Consider the following 26204-nt stretch of genomic DNA (forward strand, 5'->3'; position numbering starts at 1 on the left):
GAAAGGAAGAAAAATGGCAAAAAATTTAAAAGAGTTAAGACAGGAATTAAAGTCATTTGCTAAAAAAGTGAAAGACTTTAAATACACTGATTCAGCACTTATCACATTTTTATTGACTGGTGCGATAGGAAGAGGTGCGCCAGCTAATCTGTTTTCAGATGGAAATAAGGTTGAAACACAGACAAAAGCGATAAACGTCTCGGTTACACAGCGGAAAAAAGACTTCAAAAGGGTAAAACGAGAAAATGAGAAACTTATTAAAAATGCCGATTTGGAGTTAGTTCAGCTTATGGAGCAAGGAGATTATGCGGTTAAATTACCTTGGGGAGGCTGGCAATATGGAGTGAGCGGAAATTACAACAACTGGAAAGGGCACTACAAAGGTCGTGGAGATAAGGTAAAAAATATTAAATATACTAGAGGTAGAAATACTTCGGATAAAAAAACAGTAGCAGATGATAATGTTGGAGCAGTTCATGCAAGTAATGGCGAAACGATAACAATGAACAGAACTTCTTTTCCATCAACGCCAAATATTTCTATAGCAAATGGGATTGATTCTCAGACAAAGAAAAATGCAAAATTTGGACTTTTTGCCAATAATGGCGGTATAATTAATGCGCAGAAGAACTGGATAAAAGTGACAGACAGTCCAATGAACATTGTTTCACTAAACAATGCAAAAATTGATTTGGAAGGCAGTAAAGTGGAATATAAGGGAAATGGATATGTACTTTATACTGACAGTACAAGTAATTCTGAAGGTGCTATTAATATGAAAGATGCGACATTGATACTAGATGGAAAAGCTATTGGTTATGTTTTTGACCAGGCTAGACCAAATGCTGTAAGTTTTAATAATACTAATATTGATGTGCTTTCTGATGATGCAGTAATTGCAGAGTTAACAGATTCAAAAAGTCCGCTTGTTATAGATGTGGAAAATAAAGCTGGTAATGATAGCTTAAAGAGCCGGCTTCTTAGAGGAAATGTAAATATTACAAGTTCAAATGGAAAGACAAATTATAAATATGCTTTGGCAGATGATGCGACAATTCAAATAAAATCGGCAATTGATAAAGCAAATCTAATAAGTGATTCAGACAGCGAAGTGTTCACAAAGAGATTTTTATATCAAAATTCGAGATTACATGTTGAAGCATATGGTTCGGTAAAAGCAGAATTAAATACAGCGCAGATGAAGGCGATAGATGACAGATTTTTAGCACCGGTAGGACTTGCGATTGCTGGAAGTTCAAAATCGGTTAATAATAGAACAACAGAAATTGGAAATAAGGGGAGAGTTTTTGTTGACAGAACAGATGCTGGACAAGGTGGAATAGGATTTTATGCCGATTATGGATGGCTTAATAACTATAATGCTGGAAAATTAGAAGTGGAACAAGGTGCGACACATAATGACAGAGCAGTTGGAATGTACGGAACAAACAATTCAAATATGGTAAGTTCTGGTCCAATACATGTCGGTGGTAAAAACTCAATTGGAATTTTAGGACTTTCGTATAGAATAGACCCTTCTACAGGTTTAGCTGTAGATCCGTCTAATGAACCTTATTTCAGAAGTGCTGAAAATCCAGCTAATTTTGGGAAAATAGATATTATGAATTTGCCATGGGGTACAATTACGATGGATGATGATGGTGCAATTGGGATATTTACAAAAAATAACAGCATTGATCCGACTATAAAATCTGTTCCGTCTACATCTAAAGCTTGGCTTGTCGGTGTAAATGAAGGTACTATTACAATAAATGGAAATAATCATGCGATAGGAATGGGGTCTAGTTTTGGTGCCGTTTCAAATTATGAAGGTGAAGATCCTGTAACTCATGTTTATCATTCTGGAATAATTAATATAAATGGGACACAATCGTTTGGAATGTACGGGACAAATAATACTGATTTGAAAAATTTTGGAATAATAAATGTTGCTGCAACTTCTCCGGGAAATGAATCAATAGGAATGTATGGGGATGATCCAGAGTCAAAAGTTTATATGTTGGAAGAAGAAAATGGAACTAGAATAAGAAATAACAGTATAATAAATGTTGGACGATCTTCTTATGGTATTTTTGCAAGAAATATAGAAATGAATGGTGGTACAATAAATGTAGGTGATGATGGAGTAGGAATTTATTCTCAAGGGCCTGATGTCAATCTTATTGCAGGGAAAATTAATATAGGCAACGACAATGCAGTAGGAGTGTATATTGATGACGCAACAGTAGCTCCAAAACCTGCAATTGTTAAAGGAAACTTGGATATGAAAGTTGGGCAAAATTCAGTAGGATTTTTAATAACAGCGGCAAATATTAAGACAGACTTAAATACAAAAGCACCAAATGATGTTCATATTGGAGAAAATTCAGTTTATATTTATTCGAGAGCACCACAAGGTTTAGGTGGAAAAATTGAAAATAAATCAAATATTGTGACTGATGGAAATAATAGTTATGGAATTTATTCATCTCAAGATTTTATAAATCGTGGAAATATTGATTTAAGATCAGGAACTGGAAATGTTGGAATTTATTCGGCACAAGGGGTTGGACAGAACTATGGAACCATTGAAGTCGGTCCAAGTGATGTAGTAAATGGAAAATATGGAATTGGAATGGCGACAGGAAGTACAGCTGCATCAATGGGAACTATAGAGAATCATGGAATAATTAATGTTACAAAAGACAACAGTGTTGGAATGTACGCTTCAGGTTCTGGTGCAAAAGCAGTAAATAGGGGTGCCATTAATTTGGAAGGCAATGATACGGTTGGAATGTATATTGACAATCATGCTACCGGAGAAAATTATGGAACGATTCAGACAACTGCAAGCGGTAATGGAATAAAAGGTGTGGTTGCAAAAAATGGAGGAATTATTAAAAATTATGGAACAATAAATATCGTTGGAAGTAGCAATACAGGAGTATATACTGACACGACTAGTACATATCAGGAGCATGGAACTAACAACTCAACAAATAAATCTTCGGTAGGAACAGCAGTTAGTAGAACAGTAGCAGAAAAATTGGTAGTAAAAGTCCCTGCACATCCAAGTCCAGTGTCAATACCGATACCTGCTGTGATAGCTGAATCATTAGGAGATAACGCAAATATAGATTTGCCGCAAGTATCAGGCGGTAATAATCATACAAATAAATCAAGCATAGAAATGTATGTGGACACTTCAGGAATAAATCATACGAATCCTATTCAAGGATTAAATAATTTAACAAGACTTACAGACATAGATTTAATAATGGGAACAGAAGCTGCAAGAAATACGAATGCAAAAGCGATTCAAATAGGAGATAACATTTTACAACCATATAACGATGCTTTGGGAAGTGTTATGCCGACAGGAGTTAAATTAAATGTAGATTCAGCAAGTTTGACTTGGAGAGCAAAGATGGTAGAATCAGGGAATTTAACTGCACCAATGAAAACCGTGTATATGGAAAAAATTCCTTATACTGATTTTGCAAATAAAAATGATACGGATGCTGAACATTTCTTAGATGGACTTGAACAGAGATATGGAGTTGAAGATGTAAATTCGAGAGAAAAGCAAGTCTTTAATAAGTTGAACGATTTGAGGAATGATGAAGATCTTATATTTACGCAAGCTATAAGTGAAATGCTAGGTTATGAATATTCAAATACTCAGCAGCGAATTAATGAAACTGGAAATGAATTGGACAAGGAAATTGGAAATTTACGGAAAGAATGGAGAAATACGCTTAAACAAAATAACAAGATTAAAGTGTTTGGAGCAAAGGATGAGTATAACACAGATACAGCTGGAGTTGCAGACTATGACAGCAACGCTTATGGAGTAGCTTATATGCACGAAGATGAAACAATTGAAAAGGGGAATTCCAAAGGTTGGTATGCTGGAGCTGTTACAAATAGATTTAAATTCAAAGATTTAGGAAAATCAACTGAACAGCAATCTATGATTAAAGCTGGAGCATTTAAGACAATGTCACCAAAAAATGATTACAACAGTTCATTAGAGTGGACAGTTGCAGGAGATGTATTCGGAGGAATAAATAATATGCATCGTAAATTCTGGGTTGTAGACGATGTGTTTGAGTCTGAAGCTAATTATTACACTTATGGAGCAGCTGTAAAAAATGAATTAGGCTATGATATAAGATTATCTGAAAGAGCTCACTTGCGGCCATATGGAATACTGAAAATAGAATATGGAAGATTTACGAATATAAAGGAAAATAATGGTCAAATGAAGTTAGAAGTCAAGGGGAACGACTACTTTTCAGTTAAGCCTGAAGTTGGGGCAGAGTTTAAATATATTCAGCCACTTACTGCGGGAACACAACTTTCAGCAGGACTTTCGGCGGCGTATGAAAATGAACTTGGAAAACTTAATAGACTTAATCAAGCTAGAGTTCGTTATACTACGGCAGATTGGTATAATTTAAAAAATGAAAAAGAAGATAGAAAAGGAAATATAAAATTTGGCTTAAATGTCGGAATTGATAGTTCAAGATTTGGAGTGACGGCGAACTTAGGATATGATACTAAAGGTAAAAATATTAGAGAAGGGCTTGGATTTAAATTGAATTATTAATCTTTGCCACTAAAATTTGAGGCAATTATTTATCAAAAAATTTCGGTCCTCTGTTTATTATAGATAAATAATTAAAAAATAGAATAAAAAATTTTTTGTAAAAAAGTTTATTCTAAAAGAAAACAAAAAAGCTTTACTTTTTTTAAAAAATTTTATACAATTAAATAAGATTTGTTATAAAATTGTAATGTTTTTAAAAAAGAAAGTATTTATATTTTTTTTGAAATTTTGCAAAAATAATGAAATTAAATTAAGAAAAGATTAGAATAATTTTTTGAGAAGGGAAGGAAAATGACGAACAATTTAAAAAAATTAAAACAAGAATTAAAATCTTTTGCCAAAAGAGTAAAAGACTTTAAGTACACAGATGCGGCGCTTATTTCGTTTTTATTGACGGGAGCGATAGGGATAGGAGGAATTTCAATCAATCTTTTTTCGGCTGAAGATGAGATTAAAGTACAGACAAAAGCGATGAATACATCAATTGTTCAGCTAAAGCAGGACTTTAGAAAAGCAAGAGCAGAAAATAACAAGCTTCTCCGTAACACAAATTTAGAGCTGATTCAGTTGATGGAGCAAGGGGATCACGTGGTTAAGTCACCTTGGAGCAGCTGGCAATATGGAATAAATGGATTTTATAACAATTGGCAAGGGCACTACAAAGGACGTGGAGACAAAGTTGCCGATGTGAAGTATGAAAGAGATAAAACGATGGGGAAGTATAAATACAACACAACTCCAGATGCACACTCTCTTTATGGAAATACAACAGATCTCGGATTAAAACAGGAACCCGTTGCGATAATACCAGTATCTGCTTCGCTTACACCACTTGTACCGAAAGTGAAAGTGGCTAATGTATCTATGGCGGTTGATATTAGTGATTTGCCGTCGTTTGAGCCTAGAACAGTTACTCCGCCATCAGCACCAAGTATTACACCAATAGGAACAATTAATGCTCCAAGTTTTGTATTAAAGGCTAAATCCTTGGGAAACTGGAATGAGGATTCTTTTGATAATGCAAGTAAAGGAAATGGTGGTGTAATTGAAGGAGGATTGATTATAAATGATGGAAATTTTATTACTAAAAGAATACAAAATTATCCAGATGGGTATGGTATATATAATTATGAATATGAAAATTATAGTGTAAAAAATGCTTTTAATAACTATAGTGCAATGGTTACAGATAGTAAAGATAAAAGTGTTACCACTACTTCTCTTAGTTATGGAAATAGTACATCAAATTTAAACAGAGGTCTTACAACAACCAAAAAAAAAGCTGGTTTTATGAGAATGGTATCGGATCGTAATTATAATTCTTATGATCAAGGCTCAACTTTAGTAAATAAGGCAAATTTTTTATATACGAGAATGCCTGGTTTAGCTGGTCCATTTATAAATGAGTTAGTACATTTAGATATGCATGGAGCAGCTAAAATTACAGATCAAATTAGTAAATTAGGAACAACAACTGGAGCAGAGTATGAGGCTTTTTCGGATTTGCAAAATATTGCAAATAATACAACAGGTAGTAAAAGGTCACAAACTTTTATAAATTCGGGAAAAGTAACAATAGAAGGGGAAAACTCCTCTTTTGTAAATACCTATGATCATGCACGTGATAATGATCCTTCACCTGATGGTATGTATGTGGCATCTATAGTAAATACCAGCAAAGGAGATGTATCAATACATCCATACGTAGATGGCAGTGGTAAACATAATACACAATCAGCTGTTTTTATAGTATCAGCAGAAGTAGCAGGAAAAGGAAATCCACAAATTATATATAATGCAGGGAATATAAGTTTATATAATGAGAAATCAGCAATATATTTTATAAATCCAAATGGAGATGTAAGATGGAATCATACGGGAGAGGATTTTGAAGAAGCTAAATTTGACTCTGATGTTACAGGACCATATTCAACTGCAGGGACTCTTTCTAAGAATACAGCAAGTTATACAAGTGGAACAACGGTTAATTTTGATAAGGATGATGATGATCAAAGAGAAATTACAATTGTAAATAGAGCTACTGGAAATAAAGCCGTTAAGACTTTTGGTGATGGAGATGTTGGAGTATATCTAAAAACAAGTAAATATATTTCAACTGCAAACCTTGATTTTAAAACAAAAAGTACAGGTGGAACTTGGGCGCCGCTAACTATATACGGAGATAACAGTATTGGACTTTATGCACCAAAAGATGAAACTTCTAAATTGACAACAAAACTATCAGGAACAGTGATAGGAAATTTTGCAGTTAATATAGGGGATATAAGCGGAAATTCGTACGAATATTATGAATCGAAAACAATTGCTAATCCAAGTAATGTTCCTGATTCCGAAACCACAGCAGGAATAACAGGTAAAACTCAAATAAATGATGATAAGTATATTGATAAATCTTATGGTATTTTTTCTTCTATTAGTGTAGATTTTGAAAAAAATACAACAAAAACACATTCTGCTGATCCGACAAATGGAAAAGGTATTGAAAATGGACATGAAATAAATCTTTTCAAAAATGTAAAAGATAGTATTGGAGTACTGACAGGAGATAGTGCAACTATCAAACTTGGAAAAGGGAAAGTTTCAATGAATGGCGGATTTGATAATACTGGTATTATTGTTGGTGGAAGTGATACTTCGGTGCCTGGAACTAAAAGTACAGATGGGAAAGTAACGGGAGATGTTATCACTATTGATGGTGATAGTAGAAATGATAGGGGAAATAGAGCTATTTATGTAGGAAATAATTCAAAAAATGAAGTTAATGTAAATGCTGTTGTTTCAACAAATGCTACAAATTCTATAACACTTGTTGCGGATAAAGGAGCAAAAATTACTGTAAATGATAATACTACAAAATCAACAGCAACAATAATCGGAACTTCAGGAGCACCGACAAATGCAGGAGTGGAAATTACAGGATCAGAATTTTTGTATGATAAAACTCGTGTTAACTCGGATCTTACGTCTAAAGACAATGTTGGAGCAGCTTATGCTAGTAATGGTGGAATAATAGCTATTAATCGTACTTCAACTACAAAACCAGGAAGTGCTAATATTTCGATAAAAGGTGGAATAGATACTCAAAGCAAAAAAAATGTAGGATTTGGATTTTTTGCCGATGGTACTAATTCAGAAATTGATGCTCAATATAACTGGATAAAAGTAGAAGATGGTTCAACTAATACAGCTTCTCTTAATAATGCAAAAATTGACTTGACAGGAGCAACTGTAGAATATAAAGGAAATGGATATGCGCTTTATACTGATACAACAAGTAATAATAGTGGCGCTATTAATATTAATGATGCAACATTGAAATTAGATGGAGATGCTGTTGGATATGTATTTTATCAAGATAAGTCAGGTATAATAACTGTTAATAAAAATACAATTATTGATATACTCAGTGATAATGTAATAGTTGCAGATTTGAGAAAAATATCAGGCAAAGTTACTGTAAATGTTGAAAATAAAGGTACTCCTGATACCTTAAAAGAACAATTAATAGGTGGAGTTGGAAATGTTGGAAGTTCAAATGGAAAGACTAGGTATAAATATGCGGTTGTAGATGATGCAGACATTAATATAAAATCAGCGATTGATAAGGCAAATTCAACAAAAGACACTGATAGTGAAGTATTTTCAAGAAGATTCTTATACCAAAACTCAAGATTGAATGTTGAAACAGGCGGTTCAGTAAAATCAGAATTGAACGATTCACAGTTACAGGCAATAGATCTCAATCTTAAAACTCCTGTTGGTCTTGCAGTAACGGCAAGCGCAAAAACAGAAAATACTTCAACAACAGGAATTAATAATAATGGGAAAATAGAAGCAGATAGAACAGTTGGTACTGATAAAGGTGGAATTGGTCTTTATGTAGATTATGGATTTATTAATAATAATTCTACAGGAGTGGTAAATGTAGAAAAGGGAACAGTTAATGCACCTAATGAAAAGGCGATAGGGATATTTGGGACAAATAGTACTAGAATAGTTAATAATGGGAAAGTAAATGCTGGAGGTAAAAAATCAATCGGTATTTTAGGACTTTCTTATAGAATTGATTCAACAGCAGGTATTGTAAAAGATCCAAAAGATGAGCCATATTATAATAATGTAGTCGCTCATTCTGGACATACATTTGGAATAGTAAATATTGAAAATGGTGCAACTGGTAAGATTACGATGGATGACGACGGTGCAGTTGGAATGTTTGTAAAAAATAACAGCAATGATAAAAACGGTGCAGGATATATCGTGACAAATGCTCTTGACAGAAGAACTAAAAATGATACACATGGTATAAATAAAGGTGAAATCACAATTAATGGGAGCAACAGTTCAGTAGGAATGGGAGCAAATAACGGTATAATTACAAACGATAATAGTGGTAAAATTAATATAAACGGAACAAAATCAGCCGGAATGTACGGAACAAACGATTCTGACTTAATAAACAACGGGGAAATCAATGTTGTAGCGACATCCGCTAAAAATGAATCAATTGGAATGTACATTGACGACCAAAAATCAACAATTGTAAATACAGGAAAAATAAATGTTGGAAAATCTTCCTATGGAATTTTTGGGAAAAAAGTTGATATGACAAGCGGGGAAATTAATGTTGCTGATGATGGAGTAGGAGTTTATTCAACTGGACCTAGCGTAAATCTTGCAGGTGGAAAAATTAATGTGGCAAATAACAATTCGGTAGGAGTGTATATAGCCGATGATACGACTAATTCACAGCCTGCAACTGTTACAGGGAATGTGGATATGAAAGTAGGAGATACAGATTCATTTGGATATTTAATAACAGCCTCAAACGCTAAGACAGACTTGACAACTCATGCGCCAAATGACGTTCATATTGGAGAAAAATCTGTATATATCTATTCAGGTGCGCCAAAAGCTCTTGGTGGAAAGATTGAAAACTATTCTAATATTGTGACTGATAAGAACAATGGATATGGAATCTATTCATCGCAGGATTCGATAAATCACGGAAACATTAACCTGATGTCGGGAAATGGAAATATTGGAATCTATTCAACGCAGGGAACTGGAAAAAACTATGGAACAATTGAAGTTGGAATGAGTGATGTGACAACCAAGCAGTATGGAATTGGAATGGCGACGGGATATTACGACGAAAATACAAAAGCTGCATCAAATGTAGGGACAGTTGAAAACTATGGAACAATAAATGTCACAAAGGAAAACAGTGTAGGAATGTATGCAGTTGGAAGAGGTGCGAAGGCAGTAAATAGAGGAACTATAAACCTGGACGGCAAGAACACGACAGGAATGTATATTGACAGATATGCGGAAGGAGAAAACTACGGAGTGATCCAGACGACACCGACAGCGAATGGAACAGGAATAAAAGGTGTGGTAGTGACAAACGGTGGAGTCATTAAGAACTATGGGACAATAAAAATTATGGGAAGTAAAAATATAGGAGTGTATGTATTCAGAGGTGATGAAACAAGCTCGACGTATAAACCGTATGAAGAACATGGGACAGGAAACACTTCGACAAGGCCATATCTGGAAGGGACAGCGACAGACAAGAAAATAACAGGAAAGGCGATAGTAAAAGTTCCGCCAGCATCACTACCGAGCGCAGTGTCAATATCAATAGACGGAGTACAGGTTGAGCCAGTAAAAGTTGATACGAACGTAGCGTCTCCTCAAGCTCCAGAAGTGAACATAACAGATTTAACAGGAGTTACGACATTAAACCTGGCGACTGAGCAGATGGACCACAACCATACCCACTCGAATGGAGAAATATCAAGCATAGGAATGTATGTTGACACATCAGGTATAAACTACACAAATCCGATTCAAGGATTAAGCAACCTATATGGACTTACAGATATAGACCTGATAATGGGAACGGAAGTTACAAAATATCTGAATGCGAAAGCGATTCAAATAGGTGATAACATCTTAAAGCCGTATAATGATGCCTTGGCAAGTGTTGTATCGACAGGGGTGACATTAAATGTGAACTCTTCGAGCCTGACCTGGATAGCGCAGCCGGTGGAATCAGGAAACATAGCGGCACCGATAAAGACAGTATACATGGTAAAAATACCTTATACAGACTTTGCAAGCAAAAACGACGTTGACACGGAACATTTTTTGGACGGACTTGAACAGAGATACGGAGTCGAAGGCATACATTCGAGGGAAAAACAGATATTCAATAAGCTGAATGACTTAGGAAAAGGTGAAAATCACATATTTGCGCAGGCTGTAAATGAGATGAAGGGTTATGAATATTCAAATACGCAGCAAAGGATAAATGCAACAGGAAATACTTTGGACAAGGAGTTCAAATATTTGCACGACGAATGGAGAAATCCATCTAAGCAGAGCAACAAGATAAAAGTGTTTGGACGGAAAGATGAATATAGAACTGATACGGCAGGAGTAATTGACTACGACAGCAACGCTTACGGAGTTGCCTATGTGCATGATGAAGACGAGGCGATTACGCTTGGAAACTCAGCTGGATGGTATGCTGGAGCAGTTTCAAACAGATTCAAGTTCAAGGATTTAGGAAAATCGACTGAACAGCAGTCAATGATTAGAGCAGGAGTATTTAAGACAGTGTCGCCAGTTAAGGACCATAACGGAAACTTAAGATGGACGATTGCAGGAGATGTGTTTGGAGGCGTAAACAATATGCACCGAAAATTCTGGGTAGTTGACGACACGTTCTACTCAAAGGCTGACTATTATACCTATGGAGCGGCGTTAAAAACTGATTTAGGTTATGACATAAGATTATCTGAAAGAACGCATTTGAGACCTTACGGAGCGTTAAAAATGGAATATGGAAGATTTACGGATATAAATGAGGACAGGGGACAGATGAACCTGGAAGTTAAAGGAAACGACTATTTCTCAGTTAAGCCTGAAGTTGGAGCGGAATTCAAGTATATTCAACCATTAGCTGTAAGAACGCAGTTATCGATTGGACTTTCGGCGGCATATGAAAATGAGATTGGGAAACTGAATAGACTTAATCAGGCGAGAGTACGTTATACGACGGCAGACTGGTACAACTTGAGAAATGACAAGGAAGACAGACACGGGAATGGTAAATTTGACTTGAACTTAGGAATTGACAACACAAGATTTGGAGTGACAGTAAATGCTGGGTACGACACTAAGGGAGAAAACGTAAGAGGTGGACTAGGATTTAGATTGATTTACTAATTTTGATAAATTTACAAATTTTCAAAAGGAAAATTTTATAAAAAAATGAGAGTGTTAAAATTTTTGCACTCTCATTTTTAATTTTAAATCATATTAACAAAAGAAATCTTACTTTTGTAAATTTGAGCAATTCACTTTGTTTAAATGATTTGTTGATTATTTTGAAATAAATAGCAAAATTTCTCTTAGAAGCTTACATGCAAGAGCGGTAGATTGTCCCGATTGGTCGTAAATAGGCGATAATTCGTTCATATCAAGTCCTACAATATTTAATTCTGAGATTTTTTCTATTGCTTTGTGCAACTCAGTAAAAGTAATTCCTCCCGCTTCAGGTGTCCCCGTTCCTGGAAATTCTGATGGATCTAGCACATCTAAATCCAATGTGAAATAAACAGGTTTACCTTTTAGTTTTTCAACAACTTTGTCCAGTTCGTCAAAATTTTTTCCAAAGTTAAATTTTGTCGTATGAAGATGTTTTTTTGCAAAATCCCATTCGGCTCGTTCTCCACTTCTTATTCCAAACTGAAAGATTTTATTGTCGCCAACCATATCCCAGCATCGTCTGATTACCGAAGCGTGTGAAAAATATTGACCCAAATATTCATCCCTTAAATCTGTGTGAGCGTCAAACTGAATTATGTGTAAATCTGGATATTTTTTAAAAACCGCTTTTACGGCTCCCAATGTGACAGAATGCTCTCCACCTATCATAAATGGAATTTTTCCGTCATTTAAAATACTCTCGGCTTCATCTTGAATGTCTTGAAGCGCCAAATTTGAATTTCCAAAAGAAAGTTCCAAGTCACCGCCATCAAAAATCTTATAATCTTCCAAATCCTTATCTTGATAGGGACTGTAAGTTTCAATTCCAAAACTCTCATTTCTCATAACGGAACTTGCAAATCGTGTCCCAGGTCTAAAGGAAGTAGTGCTGTCAAATGGAGCACCGAAAATTACAATATCGCTTTCGTCATATTCATTGTCGCAGCCAATAAATGTATGTATATTTTGTTTTCTCATAGTTTTTACCTTTCTTAATTTTATTTACTTAAAAAATTTTTGTCATTATAGCATATTTAAAAAAAATTTACAATTTTTATCTCATTGGATTTATAGCCGTTAATTCCCATTTTTGAATACCTTCGTTTTTTAAGGCGCTGTCATAACCGATATAAACATTTTTTAATCTTTTGTTTACTGGAGTTAATTTGTATTTGTACATAAGTGGCACTTCAACGGCTTGATTTATGTAGTATTCTTGCCATTTTTTGTACATTTCTGCTTTGTAATTTGGGATAGTTAGTGATTTTTCACCCAAAATTTCGGCGATGAATTTGTCATTTTCCGGGGATACAAATCTTGTGTAATTTAACTGAGAACTTCTTCCAGCCGAAGAAGTCGGATTTACATCGGTTCCAACTCCCCATGCTGCAAAAAATACATCAATATCTTTTGTATCGCCTTGAACTTTTTCGTAAAAATTTTGAAAAGCCAGTAATCTTCCAGAAGTCAAGCTCACATTTAGTCCGATTTTTTTCCAGCTTTGCAAATAAAACTGAGCAAGTGGCTCAGCCACATCTCCACCAGCCATAAACGCCATTTTTATTTGAAGCGGCTTACCATTTTTATCTTCACGAAATCCATCATTGTTCACATCTTTGTATCCGCTTTCATCAAGAAGCTGTTTTGCTTTGGCTAAGTTATACGGAAATCCTGTCAAATCTTTTGGAAAATATTTTTTGAAAACTGGAGGAACCGTAGAAGTCGCTCTTTGTCGCAATCCAAAATAAAAGGCCTGTGCAATTTGATCGACATCAATTGCATAAATCATCGCTTGTCTTAAATTTAAATCCGCCATTTTAGCGTTAGGATCACTCACATTTTCCCCTTTTGCTTTGTCAAAATGTCCCAATTTAAATCCAACATACGAGTAATACAAATCCTGTTGTCCCAAAACTTCTAAATTTCTAAAATCTTTATAATTATTGTATAAACTGTCTGGCATTTCCATAACATAGTCATACTTTCCGGCTTTTAGAGCCGCAACAATCGACTGTGGATTGACCACTTGCAAAATCGCCTTTTTTATTTTAGGTTTTCCCTTGTAATAATAAGGATTCGCCACAAATTCCATGCTTTCTCCACGGGAAATTTTTACTAAGTTATAAGGCCCCAATGTGACGGGTTTTGTTCTTATTTTGTCAGATGAAACCAAATTTTTTATTGGAACATCTTTTAAATAATGTTTTGGAAGTGCGTTTACCATAAGTCCGTTTCCACCGCTAAAAATACTTTGTCCCATCTCAGAAAATGAAATTTCCACTGTTTTATCATCAATTTTTTTCACGCCGGAAATTGTTTTAGATTTTCCACTGTGGTAGTCATTCATCCCAATGACTTTTTGATATTCTTTAGTATAACGAATTCCTGTGTAATCCTTGCTTCCTAGAACTTCGTAAGCATAAATTATATCATCTGCGGTAAGTGGAACGCCATCTGACCACTTTATACCATCTTTAATTTTTATAGTTGCTTTTTTGTTTTTTGCATCGACATTTAATGTGGCAACACCCGTGTCAATTATTTCAAAATTGTCATTCACTTCAAAAAGGCTGGAGCTTAAAAACATCGAAAGGATATCTCCATCGTAGCCGTCCTGATACAAAATCTCGTTAAAAACTCCAACAAGCGGGTCATCTTTGACAAGAGCCACTTGAAGTGTTGCATTTTCCACAGCTGGTTCATTATTTGAAGTTTTTATTGGGAAAATTGACAAATTTATTTTAGCTCCTGGCATCTCACTTCTCTTTTTATCTGGATTACAGGAAATTAGCATAAGTCCAATTAAAAAAATCAATATTTTTTTCATAAATTCTCCTCTCAAAAAAGTTACGCTCGTCTTTTTTTCGCATCAGCAGCTCTGTTTAACATCTGTCCAATGTAGTTTATACAAAGCATCATAACAAGTATTAAAATCGAAGCTGGAAGCCAAATCCAAAGTTTTGAAGATAAAACTTCCGGATCGGCTGCATATCCAACAAGTGTCCCAAGACTCGGAGTTGAAGGAGGCAAACCAAATCCTAAAAAGCTAAGTCCAGTTTCAATTCCCAAATTTCCGGCAAAGGCAAGTGTCAAATCTACAATTATTAAAGAGCTTAAATTTGGCAAGATTTCTCTAAAAATTATTTTAAAATCGCTTGTTCCCATTGTCTTTGAGGCGAGAACATATTCCTTTTTACTTTCTGCAAGAGCTTTACTTCTAATAAGCCGTGCTGTTGAAACCCAGTAAAATGCACTCATTATGAAAATAAACGAGCTAACTGTGTATTTTGGCACAATTGTTACAAATACAATAATTATCATAAGTGTAGGCATAATCGTTATAAAATCAATTATTCTCATAATTATATTATCAATAATTCCGCCATAATACCCGCTTATCATTCCAAAAAAAGTTCCTAGAAAACTTGTCAAGATAGTTATTGTAAAGCCAATGATAATCGAGTTTCTAGCTCCCAATATAAGCTGTCCCAAAATTGAACGTCCACCTGAATCTGAGCCCAGCCAAAATCCTTCTTTCATCGGAATGGCATATTTATCTAAAAGGCTTATTTTCATAATTTCGTCCTGATTTGCAAAAAGCGAGCCAATAAAAATAATTCCAAAAATTACTGCAAGTAAAATTAATGATGCAAGCGCAAGTTTATCCTTTAAAAGTTCTTTTACTATTATTCTAATACCTGTCGGTTTTTCATTCATATTTTTTTCACCACCTTTATTTAATTCTAATTCTAGGGTCGACAATGCTCAAAATTATGTCAGAAAGCAAACTTCCAAAAAGTGTTAAAAATCCAAAAAGTAGAATAAGAGCAGTTACGACGCTGTAATCCCTAGTTACGATAGAATTTATAAAAAGTCCGCCCATTCCGGGATAACTAAATATTTTCTCAATAAAAATCGAACCACCTAGTAACCCTGTTATAGCATATCCAAAAAATGCCGCAATCGGTAAAATCGAGTTTCTAAAGATATGTCGCAAATAAATTTTATTTTCAGGAACTCCTTTACTTTTCGCTGTTTTCACATAATCGAGCGACTTTGCCTCAATAACTTCATTTCTCAAATACTGAATAATCCAAGTTGTTCCAAGCAGTGCATAAGTTATAGCTGGAAGTATGATGTGATAAATTCTATCCCAAAAATGTCCCATCTTTCCAGTTTCAAGTCCAGCGGTAACAGAACCTGTTGTAGGAAACCATCCCAATTTATATCCAAAGAACCAAATCATTATAAGCGACAAGACAAATGTCGGTATCGCATAACTCACATAGTTATAAAAAGTTACAAATTTATCCAAAAATGAGTTTTGGTATCGTCCAGATAGCATTCCTAATGGAATTGCAATGCAATATGTCAAAATCAAGCTTACAAGCGATAAAATAAAAGTATTTACAGCTCTTTCTCCGATCAAAGTTTTAACAGGAACATTGTAAGTGTAGCTCATTCCCAAATTTCCAGAAAAAGCGTTTTTAATCCATCTTATATACTGAATGTGCCAAGGGTCAAGAAGACCAGCTTTTCTTCGCAGAGCTTCCAGTGCGGATGGATCAGTTTGCGGAGTGATAAGTCCTGTAAATGGGTCTCCTGGCATTAGTTTTGCCAAAATAAAGACAATCACGCTAAGTATAAATAATTGCGGTATCATAATTACAAACCGTCTTAAAATCGTTTTCCACATAATTTTTTCCTTTCCTACTAAATTTTTATTTTAAAGCGACAAAATGTGTGTCAGTCAATTTTTTTAAATCAAAAACTTTTCCATTTTCGTCGTAAAAATTTTTTTTGTTTTTTTGATATTCCTCTTCAATTTTTTTTCTTTTTAACGCATTTTCCAGCCGCTTTTCAGGATGAATTTCAGGAATCGCAGCAATCAATCTTTTCGTGTAAGGATGTTCTGAAAAGTCATAAATATCAGTTTTTGTCCCAGTTTCAACGAATCTTCCGCTATTTAAGATGTAGATGTAGTCGCACATATGTTTTACAACCCCAAGGTCGTGCGAGATGAATAAATAGCTTAAATTATACTGTTTTTGAATATCTTTCATATAATTTAGTACTTGTGCCTGAACCGATAAATCCAGTGCAGAAACAGGTTCATCAGCGATGATAAGCTGTGGCTTTGTTGCAACCGCTCTTGCAATTCCGATTCTTTGACGCTGTCCTCCTGAAAATTCATGTGGATACTTGTAGAGTGCATCTTCAGAAAGTCCTACAATTTCCAGCAATTCTAAAATTTTTTTCTTATTTTCCGTTTCAGTCAAATTTTCAAAATTTTTTAGTGGTTCACTTATTATGTCGATTATCCTTTTTTTTGGATTGAGGCTTGATAGAGAGTCCTGAAATATCATTTGAACATTTTTATTGTACTCATTTTTTCTATTTCTAAATTTTCTGTCAATCTCTTTGCCTTTGTAAATAATTTTTCCACTTTTAATTTTTTCAAGTCCGATTATCGCTTTTCCAATCGTGGATTTTCCCGAGCCAGATTCCCCGACAAGTCCATAAGTTTTTCCTTGTTCAATTGTAAGCGACACTCCGTCAACAGCATAGATGTAGTCGACAATTTTATTAAAAAATCCGCTGCGGATTGGATAATGAACTTTTAAATTTTTTACTTCAAGAAAACTCATATTTTTTCTCCTTAATTTCTTTTACTTGATTTTATTTCAATTTACACTCAAATCTATCCAAAATAGAAGTATTAAAAATTATATAAGCTTAGGGTTTGAATAAAATGGTCATAGTTTTGAGTTCTGTTTTAAATCAGTTTTACTATACTTTACTTCAATTTAATTTTTTTTAATTTATTCAATTTATTTTAATTCAAAATTTTTGTAGCAAGTACATCTCACAAAATGGTTTTTAGAAATTTCGTGCAATTTTGGATTTTCTTCATGTTCACTTTTATCAACCCACGGAATTCTATCAGCAAATCGGCAGCCTTTTCTATTTATTTTTTTTAGCGACGGGACATTTCCATAAATCACATGAAGTTTTTCATTTTCTAAGTCCAGTTGTGGAATGGAGTTAAGAAGCGACCTTGTGTAAGGGTGTTTCGGATTTTTAAATAATTCGGTAACATCAGCAATTTCCACAATTTCTCCCGCATACATGACAGCAACTCTATCAGCCATCTGTGCAACCACTCCCAAATCGTGTGTAATCAGTATAATTCCAGCATTCATTTCATTTTGAAGAGATTTTAATAAATCTAATATCTGTGCCTGAATTGTTACATCCAGCGCTGTAGTTGGCTCATCAGCTATGACAATCTGTGGTTTGCAGGAAAGTGCAATTGCAATCATAACTCTTTGCCGCATACCTCCGCTAAGCTCGTGTGGAAATTGTTTTGCAACTCTTTTATAATTATTTATCCCAACTTTTTGTAGCAAATCATAAACTTTCTTTTTTCTTTCTTCTTTTGTAAAATTTGTGTGGTAAATAAGACTTTCCTCAATTTGATTTTCAATTTTCATAAGCGGATTAAGTGCAGATAATGGATCTTGAAAAATCATTCCAATCTGTTTTCCCCTTATTTTATTAAATTCTTCTTCATCAATTTCCAGAAGATTTTTTCCTTCAAAAATTATCTTTCCGTTAGATTTTGTATTAAGTGGACTGTGAAGTCCTACAATGGAAGTAGCAAGTGTACTTTTTCCGCACCCGGATTCTCCAACAATTGCCAAAACTTCATTTCTTTTCAATTCAATCGACACATCATCAACGGCAGGAAAATATTCTTCATCGATTCGGAAACTTGTAGTCAGGTTTTCTATTTTCAAAAGCGTATCTTTTTGGCTCAAAATTTTTCACTTCCTTTCAATTCGATTCAATTCAATAAATACTATATTTACTATAGTACAATTATAGCACATTTTTTTTATTAAACAAAAATCATATTAAAAATTATAAATATTAAAATTAAAACGAAAATTATAATTGTAAAAATTTTCCATAAGTGATATAATTTTTACAAAATTTAAAAAAAACTAATTTTTAGAAAATAGATAAAAAAATCGAAGGGAAGTGATGAATGAGTTGGAAAATAAAATAAAGTTATATGGATTTAACAATCTTACAAAGACACTTAGCTTTAATATTTACGATGTCTGTTATGCCAAAATGGAAAGGGAGCAGAAAGATTATATCGCTTATATCGACGAGCAGTATAATTCTGATAGGCTCACAAAAATTTTGATAAATGTCGCTCAGATGATAGGAGCTAAAGTGTTAAATATTTCAAAGCAAGATTATGAGCCGCAGGGAGCTTCTGTCAACATCTTAATTGCGGAAGCCAGAATTAATTCTGCAAACATTGATAAATCATGTAATCGGGGAAAGCCTTTTTTTGATGAAAATAAAGATTTAAAAATTAAAGATACAGATACGGTTCACGCACATTTGGATAAAAGTCACATTACAGTGCATACTTTTCCCGAGTATCATCCAGAAAATTCAATTTCTACTTTCAGAGTGGATATTGATATAGCAACTTGCGGAGAGATTTCACCACTGAATACCTTAAATTATTTGATTGACAGCTTTGAATCCGATATTATTACAATAGACTACAAAATAAGAGGTTTTACTAGAGATATTTCGGGTAAAAAATTTTTCACCGACCACAACATTACTTCTATTCAGGATTACATTGACCCTGATAAATTAAAAATTTACGATGCGATTGATGTAAATGTCTATCAGTCCAACATTTTTCACACAAAGATGCTCATAAAGGAAATTGAGCTCCAAAATTATCTTTTTAACCGTGATGTTTATGAAATTCCACCACGAGAAAGACTGAAAATAATAGATGATTTAAGAAAAGAAATGATAGAAATCTACAGCGGAATGAATATTTATTAGAAATTATTTTAGTAAAGAATAGATAAAATACGGAGAAAACAAAAAATGAAAAAGAATATTGATTTGAAAAGACAGAAAAAAACTGTACTTTTTGACGCACTAAAAGAACACTTAAATAACAGAGTGGTAAGATTTGATGTACCAGGACACAAAGGTGGACGTGGAAACAAAGAATTTAGAGATTTTATTGGGATACATGCCATGCAAATGGATGTCAATTCTATGAAACCGCTAGATAATTTATGTCATCCAACTTCCGTCATAAAAGAAGCACAGGAAATAGCAGCTGAAGCTTTTGGGGCAAAAGAAGCCTATTTTATGGTAAGCGGAACGACAGGAGCAGTACAGGCGATGATTATGTCAACTTGCAGAGCTGGGGATAAGCTTATAATTCCTAGAAATGTCCATAGAAGTGCCATAAATGCCATGGTTGTCTGTGGTGCAGTTCCAGTTTATATAAATCCAGGACTAAATAAAAAATTGGGAATTTCACTTGGAATGTCGATAAAAGATGTGAAAAAGGCAATCAAAGAAAATCCTGACGCAAAAGCAATTTTGGTAAATAATCCAACTTATTACGGAATTTGCTCGGATCTAAAATCCATTGTGAAACTGGCACACGAAAATGGAATGTATGTTTTAGTCGACGAAGCGCATGGAGCACATTTTTCCTTCGATGAAAATTTGCCAATTTCGGCTATGGAAGCAGGAGCTGATATGGCAGCGATAAGTATGCACAAAACAGGTGGTTCTCTTACACAGAGCTCCATTTTGCTGAGCGGAGAGAAAATTAATGCCGACTATGTGCGAAAAATAATAAATTTGACACAAACTACAAGTGCTTCGTATTTACTTATGGCATCACTTGATATGGCAAGAAAAAATCTTGCCATAAACGGCCGAGAATTATTTGAGAAAACTGTAAAATTTGCTGAATATGCACGAAGTGAAATTAATAAATTGGGCGGTTATTATGCTTACGGGAGAGAACTTATTGATGGAGATGCAGTTTTTGACTTTGACACAACTAAACTATCCGTTTATACACAAGATATTGGACTTGCGGGAATTGAAGTTTATGATATTTTGAGAGATGAATATGGAATTCAAATTGAACTTGGAGATTTGGGAAATATTCTGTCGATAATTACTGCAGGAGACAGAGGACTTGAAATTGAGCGGTTAATTTCATCACTTGCTGAAATTAAAAGACTTTACTCTAAAAGTCCAGAAGGAATGTTTGACCACGAATATATAAATCCAAAAGTTGTCATGACTCCTCAAGATGCCTTTTATTCTGAAAAAGAAATGATTCCAATTTTAGATAGCGTTGGAAGAGTGAGCGCAGAATTTGTGATGGCTTATCCGCCAGAATACCAATTTTAGAGGAGAAAAATTACCGACGAAATTATTCGGTATATTTCTTATGCAAAAGAGAAAGGTTGTCTTTTAACTGGAACTGAAGATATGCATGTTGACAAAATAAATGTAGTTGTAGAAAAATAGTTTATAAAATAAAAAGTAATAAGTCAGAAATAAGAAAAAATCAAAAATAAAAAAGAAGAAGGAGAAAAGAAGAGCGAGAAAAATAAAATAAAAAAGGAAGTGATATCAAATGATTGACAGATTTAATAAATTTTTTGACTATCTTTTATTTATAGAAGGGAACTATTCCAATCATCCTGATGACAAAGGCGGTGAAACAAAATACGGAATAACAAAAGAAACTGCCAGAAGTTATGGATACAAAGGAGAAATGACAGATTTGACAAAAGCTCTTGCACAAAAAATTTATGAAAAGAAATATTACAAAGCTTATAAAATTGACAAAATTAAAAATGATAAAATGGCTCTTAGTATTTTTGATTTTGTCGTAAACTCTGGAAAATATGGAATAAAAAAAGCGCAGGAAGCTGTAAATAAAGTTTATGAAAAAAATGTTTTAACAGCCGACGGAATAATAGGTCTTCAGACAGTCAAATGTTTAAATTTGGTAAATTCTGAAAAATTTTTAGCAGAATATCATAAATTACAAATTGAATATTACAATGCAGTTGTTAAAAGCAATCCTAAGCAAAAAGTCTTTTTGGCTGGATGGCTAAACAGAGTAAAAAGAAAAGAAAATTATTTGAAAAATGTTTAAAAAATGAAAAAAAAAATAAAACAAGAAAAAAAGTAAAAAAGAAAGGAAAAACTATGGAGCTTTGGTATACTGAAGAACATACGAAAAATGTCCGTTTTTCGATAAAAGTTGACAAACAGCTAGTTAGTTTTAAAAGCGAATTTCAAAGAATAGATATTTTTGAATCGAAAGAGTTTGGGAGATTTTTAACATTAGACGGATTTATGATGCTCACAGAAAAAGATGAATTTATTTACCACGAAATGATAACTCATGTTCCAATGGCAGTTAATCCAAATGCAAAAAAAATATTGGTAATCGGTGCTGGGGACGGTGGAACAGTAAGAGAGCTTGCAAAATATGACCACATTGAAAAAATAGATATGGTTGAGATTGATAAAGCCGTCGTTGATCTGTGTCGGGAGTTTTTGCCATCGACTGCCTGTAAATTAGAAGATAAAAGAGTAAATATTTATTATGAAGATGGTTTAAAATTTGTCCGTTCCAAACATAATGAATATGATATTGTAATTGTCGATTCCACAGATCCTTTTGGGCCTGGAGAAGATTTATTTACAAGAGAATTTTACGGGAATTGTTTTAATGCGTTAAAAGACGATGGAATACTTGTAAATCAGCATGAGAGTCCTTATTACGAAGCTGATGCAATTGCTTCCAAAAGAGCAAATAAACAGTTAAAAGCTGTTTTTCCCTTTGCGACAGTTTATCAGTTGCATATTCCAACATATCCGTCAGGACATTGGCTATTCGGATTCGCTTCAAAAAAATATAATCCAGTAACCGACTTAAAAGCTGATATCTGGAACAGTTTTGGGATAAAGACAAAATATTATAATACAGAACTTCATAAAGGAGCTTTTGCACTTCCAAATTATGTAAAGGAATTAATTAGTGAATAATTATTTTAAATTTATTGAAAAAACAAAAAATTAAGATAAAGCAATAGAATTTAAAGAAATTACCTAATTATTTTATAATAATTAGTTTCTTTATATATCTAGATTTTAAAATAAAATTTTTTATAAATATTTAAAAACTCAGTATTTATACATTTTTGAAAAAAATTAGAAAAGTAATATAAAATTAAAGAAAAATCTTGAAATTTTTTCTAAAATAGTGTAAAATAATAAATAACAAAATAAAATAAAAATAAGAAATTTAGGAGATATAATGGCTAAAAAAGAAAAAGAGATTGAAAAAGCAAAATTGATTTTAACTGATGAAGAAATAAAAGATTTAAATGAAGAAGGAATAAAAAATCTTTTAATTAATAAAGCAATTTTGGATACAGCAAAAAAATATGAATTTACAGATGAAGAAAAGGAAGAGTTTGATTATTTCTACAAAAATGAAAAAAACAAATTTTTTATTGCAAAATTAATTGAAAATAAAATTGTAGTAAATGAAAATGATGTTACAGAAATTTACACTAAAAATAAAGCAAATTTTGATGCACAAAACATTTCATTTTCACAAGCAAAAGAAATTATTCAAAGAGATTTATTGAATCAACAAGTTGCAACTCTTGAAGCTGAAGAGTTGGACAAGTTAGTTCAAGAAATGGAAGATAAAGTAGAAATTACAAAAGAAGAAATTTTATTTTCTAAAGGAAATTCAGAAGTTTTAAAAACATTGATTGTTGGAAAAATAATTGCTAAAAAAATGGAAGAAAAAAACTTTGAAGAAAAAAATAAAAAAGATTTAGAAATTGTTAAAGACAATGTTTATATCAACTATTATCTAGATTTACAAGTTAGAAAAAATGTAAAGGTAACTCAAGAAGAAATTACAGAAATTTATGAAAAAGAAAAAGCAAAATTAGGAAATGTAACTCCAAACAGCGCATACCAGCAAATTGCAAACGGTTTATTGAATAACAAAGCAGTACAGGAAAGAAATAGCTTAATTGACCAAATTGCAAAAGATTATAATGTAGAAGAAGTTGCTAAAGAATATATTAAATAATATAAATAAAAAATTAAACTATATCTAAAAAATATTAAATCAATTTTAGATATAGTTTTTTTTTAATTTTTTTTTATTTTGTCGCTAAACTCACTGTTATTCCAGTTCTCAACTCATTTCTTTCAATTGTTTTTTTATTGTTTTTAGTTTTGTATGTATATCTTTCAAGTGCACTATATTTTACAGATGGATTAAGAGTAATTGTTCCAACATTTGTTTCAATCGATTTTTTATATCCAATACCTGTCCAAATTGTAAATGTGTTGTCAAATCCTGTTTTTGCCGTATGTTTTTCATATTCGTTTCCAGGTGAGACAAATGCTGTAAATCCAGCAAATGAAGGGGTTGTGTATACTAAATTTGTTACATAGTCTAAATAGACGCTTGATTTTGCTTCTTCGTTTGTTGCAGCTATTTTTCCTCTTATATCTCTCAATTTATTTAGTAAATTAATGCTGTAGCTTAAAGTTCCGTATTTTCCTTTTAAAATGTCATTCGAGTTGTTTAAATTAAGGTTTATTCCCCAGCCTTCCCCTTTTCCTCTTGCCAATTTACTTCCAGTTAAATAATAATCGCCTGTTTTATTATCTTTTATGTCAAAATATGCCAATTGTAAACTAGTTCCTATTTTTTGACCAAATAATTTAAGGTCGAAGGAAGGTCCAAAATAGATTTCATTTGAAGCTCCTGTAGTTTTATAGCTTCCACTTGTTTTTTCGGCTCTTAGTCTATTCGTCTTATTTTCCCAGCCTAAGTTCCATTTTGTGTCAAGATTTCTTAATTTTAAATTTTTTGTAAGTGAAAACTCTGTTTCCCAAAGTTCATGTTCCGAAGTTCTTGTACTAGGTTTTCCATAAATTATATCTTGGTTTCTCAAAATTCTAAAGTTTCCGTCCATATCAAATTCATCGGATAATTTCATCGTCCCTGAAGTTGTGTTTCTAAAACGGCTTCTGTTTCTATTTGAGCCTTTAAATCCTTTATTTCCTAAGTTGTTTGCATCATCTCCTGTCCTATCAGTATAACGGTTTCTCCATTCACTTTGAAAACTAATTTTTTTTAATGAATCCTGATTTGCTGCTCCAAATTGTGAAACTGCTAAACCTAACAAAATTAATTTTAAAAAATTTCTCATATATCTCCTTCGATAAATTTATTTTTTATTTTGTTCACATTAATGCTTTGTTCAAAGTTTTTATATTAATAGTGAAAAAAATTATTAATATTTTATCATATTATAGTTTGTTAGTCAAACTTTTTGAGATAAATATTTGACTTTATAAAAGTTTTGTAGTAAAATTTTATTTATAGAACAAAGTTTTGAAGGGAGAAGAAAATGAAGAAATTTTTTATTGTTTTGGCGGCGGGATTGATTATCGTTTCGTGCGGAAATAAAACTGAAAGTGGGAAAAATGATTTAAAAAATGTTAATTTTTCAAAAAATCAAGATAAAGAAACTTTGGTTGCAAGTGTTCCGCCATTAAAATGGGTAGTGCAAAAAATAGCAGGAAAAGAATACAATGTGATTTCTGTAATTCAGCCGAATATGAATCATGAATTATTTGAGCCTAAAACTGATGATTTGGTAAGACTTGAGAAATCTAAATTATTTTTTACATATGATGCTTTAAATTTTGAGGAAAAAATTACGAGTGCGATTAATGATAAAAATAAAGTTTTAAATGTTTTAAATGGAATTGATCCGCATTTGTTTTTGGAAGATCACGATGACGACGAACATGGTGGACATCATCACGACGAGCATGAACATAATGGGAAGTTTGATCCGCATGTTTGGTTTTCATTGGAAATGATGCCGAAAGTTGCAGAAAATATAAAAAATAAATTGGTTGAAACTTATCCGAATCAAAAAGATAAATTTGAAAAAAATTATAATGATTTTATAAAAGAATTGGATGGATTTAAAAAAGAAATTTCAGAAAAAATGTCTAAAAAAACAAAAAAACATTTTATGATTTACCATCCAGCTTTGGAATATTTCTTGAAAGGAACTGGAATCGAAGAAGAAGCGATTGAATCTGAAGGTAAGGAACCATCAGCTAAGCAAATTCAAGAAATAATAAGTGAAGCAAAAGAAGACGGAATTTCAACTATTTTAGTGCAACCTCAATTTCCAAAACAAAGTATTGACATTATTGCAAAAGAGATTCCGAATGCGAAGATTGTAACATTTAATACAGATGAAGAAGATGTTTTTGAAAATTTAAGAAAATTTGTGGATAGCTTACAATAATTGTTTTTGTGTAATTAATAAACAGAGTTACAAAATTAAGGGGAAAA

Annotated in this window: 15 protein-coding genes; 8 read left to right on the plus strand and 7 right to left on the minus strand. The window is 32.9% G+C overall.

Features of this window, described 5'->3' with window-relative positions:
* Nucleotides 1-13 precede the first annotated feature (13 nt).
* Both AB8B22_RS03315 and AB8B22_RS03320 read left to right on the plus strand, forming a co-directional pair.
* Entirely contained in the window at nt 14-4612 is a 4599-nt protein-coding gene (locus tag AB8B22_RS03315) for an autotransporter-associated N-terminal domain-containing protein (protein WP_369711652.1), read from the plus strand.
* A gap of 291 nt (nt 4613-4903) precedes the next feature.
* Nucleotides 4904-11869 carry an autotransporter-associated N-terminal domain-containing protein gene (locus AB8B22_RS03320; protein ID WP_369711653.1) on the plus strand — a complete coding sequence of 2322 codons (6966 nt, stop codon included), beginning with the start codon at nt 4904-4906 and terminating at the stop codon, nt 11867-11869.
* Nucleotides 11870-12025: 156 nt separating this feature from the next.
* Here the strand turns inward: AB8B22_RS03320 and speB are convergent, their stop codons facing one another.
* From speB to AB8B22_RS03350, 6 genes are all read right to left on the minus strand, one after another.
* Nucleotides 12026-12889: an agmatinase gene (speB, locus tag AB8B22_RS03325; protein ID WP_369711654.1), complete on the minus strand. Its 864-nt coding sequence runs from the start codon at nt 12887-12889 to the stop codon at nt 12026-12028.
* Nucleotides 12890-12965: 76 nt separating this feature from the next.
* Nucleotides 12966-14738 (minus strand): oligopeptide ABC transporter substrate-binding protein, encoded by a 1773-nt coding sequence (locus AB8B22_RS03330; RefSeq protein ID WP_369711655.1) that lies wholly within the window; start codon nt 14736-14738, stop codon nt 12966-12968.
* A gap of 20 nt (nt 14739-14758) precedes the next feature.
* Complete coding sequence (locus tag AB8B22_RS03335; protein WP_068156925.1) at nt 14759-15628, minus strand: ABC transporter permease; 870 nt, start codon at nt 15626-15628, stop codon at nt 14759-14761.
* Between the two features lie 16 nt (nt 15629-15644).
* A complete protein-coding gene (opp4B, locus tag AB8B22_RS03340; protein ID WP_369711656.1) occupies nt 15645-16607 on the minus strand; it encodes an oligopeptide ABC transporter permease in 963 nt (320 codons plus the stop codon).
* A 25-nt stretch (nt 16608-16632) separates the two neighbouring features.
* Nucleotides 16633-17559 (minus strand): ATP-binding cassette domain-containing protein, encoded by a 927-nt coding sequence (locus AB8B22_RS03345; protein WP_369711657.1) that lies wholly within the window; start codon nt 17557-17559, stop codon nt 16633-16635.
* Nucleotides 17560-17742: 183 nt separating this feature from the next.
* On the minus strand, nt 17743-18735 hold the full coding sequence (locus AB8B22_RS03350) for an ABC transporter ATP-binding protein (RefSeq protein ID WP_369711918.1): 993 nt from the start codon (nt 18733-18735) through the stop codon (nt 17743-17745).
* Nucleotides 18736-18958: 223 nt separating this feature from the next.
* On the opposite strand from AB8B22_RS03350, the gene speD reads away from it, so the two are divergent.
* From speD to AB8B22_RS03375, 5 genes are all read left to right on the plus strand, one after another.
* A complete protein-coding gene (gene speD, locus AB8B22_RS03355; protein WP_094079022.1) occupies nt 18959-19795 on the plus strand; it encodes an adenosylmethionine decarboxylase in 837 nt (278 codons plus the stop codon).
* Nucleotides 19796-19840: 45 nt separating this feature from the next.
* Nucleotides 19841-21181: an aminotransferase class I/II-fold pyridoxal phosphate-dependent enzyme gene (locus AB8B22_RS03360; RefSeq protein WP_419951018.1), complete on the plus strand. Its 1341-nt coding sequence runs from the start codon at nt 19841-19843 to the stop codon at nt 21179-21181.
* 229 nt (nt 21182-21410) lie between these two features.
* Nucleotides 21411-21938, plus strand: a complete 528-nt coding sequence (locus AB8B22_RS03365; protein ID WP_369711658.1) for a glycoside hydrolase family 108 protein — start codon at nt 21411-21413, stop codon at nt 21936-21938.
* A 53-nt stretch (nt 21939-21991) separates the two neighbouring features.
* Complete coding sequence (speE, locus tag AB8B22_RS03370) at nt 21992-22837, plus strand: polyamine aminopropyltransferase (protein ID WP_369711919.1); 846 nt, start codon at nt 21992-21994, stop codon at nt 22835-22837.
* Between the two features lie 271 nt (nt 22838-23108).
* Entirely contained in the window at nt 23109-23903 is a 795-nt protein-coding gene (locus AB8B22_RS03375) for a viral A-type inclusion protein (protein WP_314080652.1), read from the plus strand.
* 73 nt (nt 23904-23976) lie between these two features.
* Here AB8B22_RS03375 and AB8B22_RS03380 read toward each other — a convergent pair whose 3' ends face one another.
* The gene (locus AB8B22_RS03380) at nt 23977-25038 is read right to left on the minus strand and encodes a succinate dehydrogenase/fumarate reductase iron-sulfur subunit (protein ID WP_369711659.1); all 1062 of its coding nucleotides are present in this window, start codon (nt 25036-25038) and stop codon (nt 23977-23979) included.
* Nucleotides 25039-25239: 201 nt separating this feature from the next.
* Between AB8B22_RS03380 and AB8B22_RS03385 the strand changes: the two genes are divergently transcribed.
* Nucleotides 25240-26157, plus strand: a complete 918-nt coding sequence (locus AB8B22_RS03385) for a metal ABC transporter substrate-binding protein (protein WP_094079009.1) — start codon at nt 25240-25242, stop codon at nt 26155-26157.
* The last annotated feature ends 47 nt before the right edge of the window (nt 26158-26204 follow it).

It is taken from the genome of Leptotrichia rugosa, assembly GCF_041200005.1.
In the GTDB taxonomy this organism is placed as follows: domain Bacteria; phylum Fusobacteriota; class Fusobacteriia; order Fusobacteriales; family Leptotrichiaceae; genus Leptotrichia; species Leptotrichia rugosa.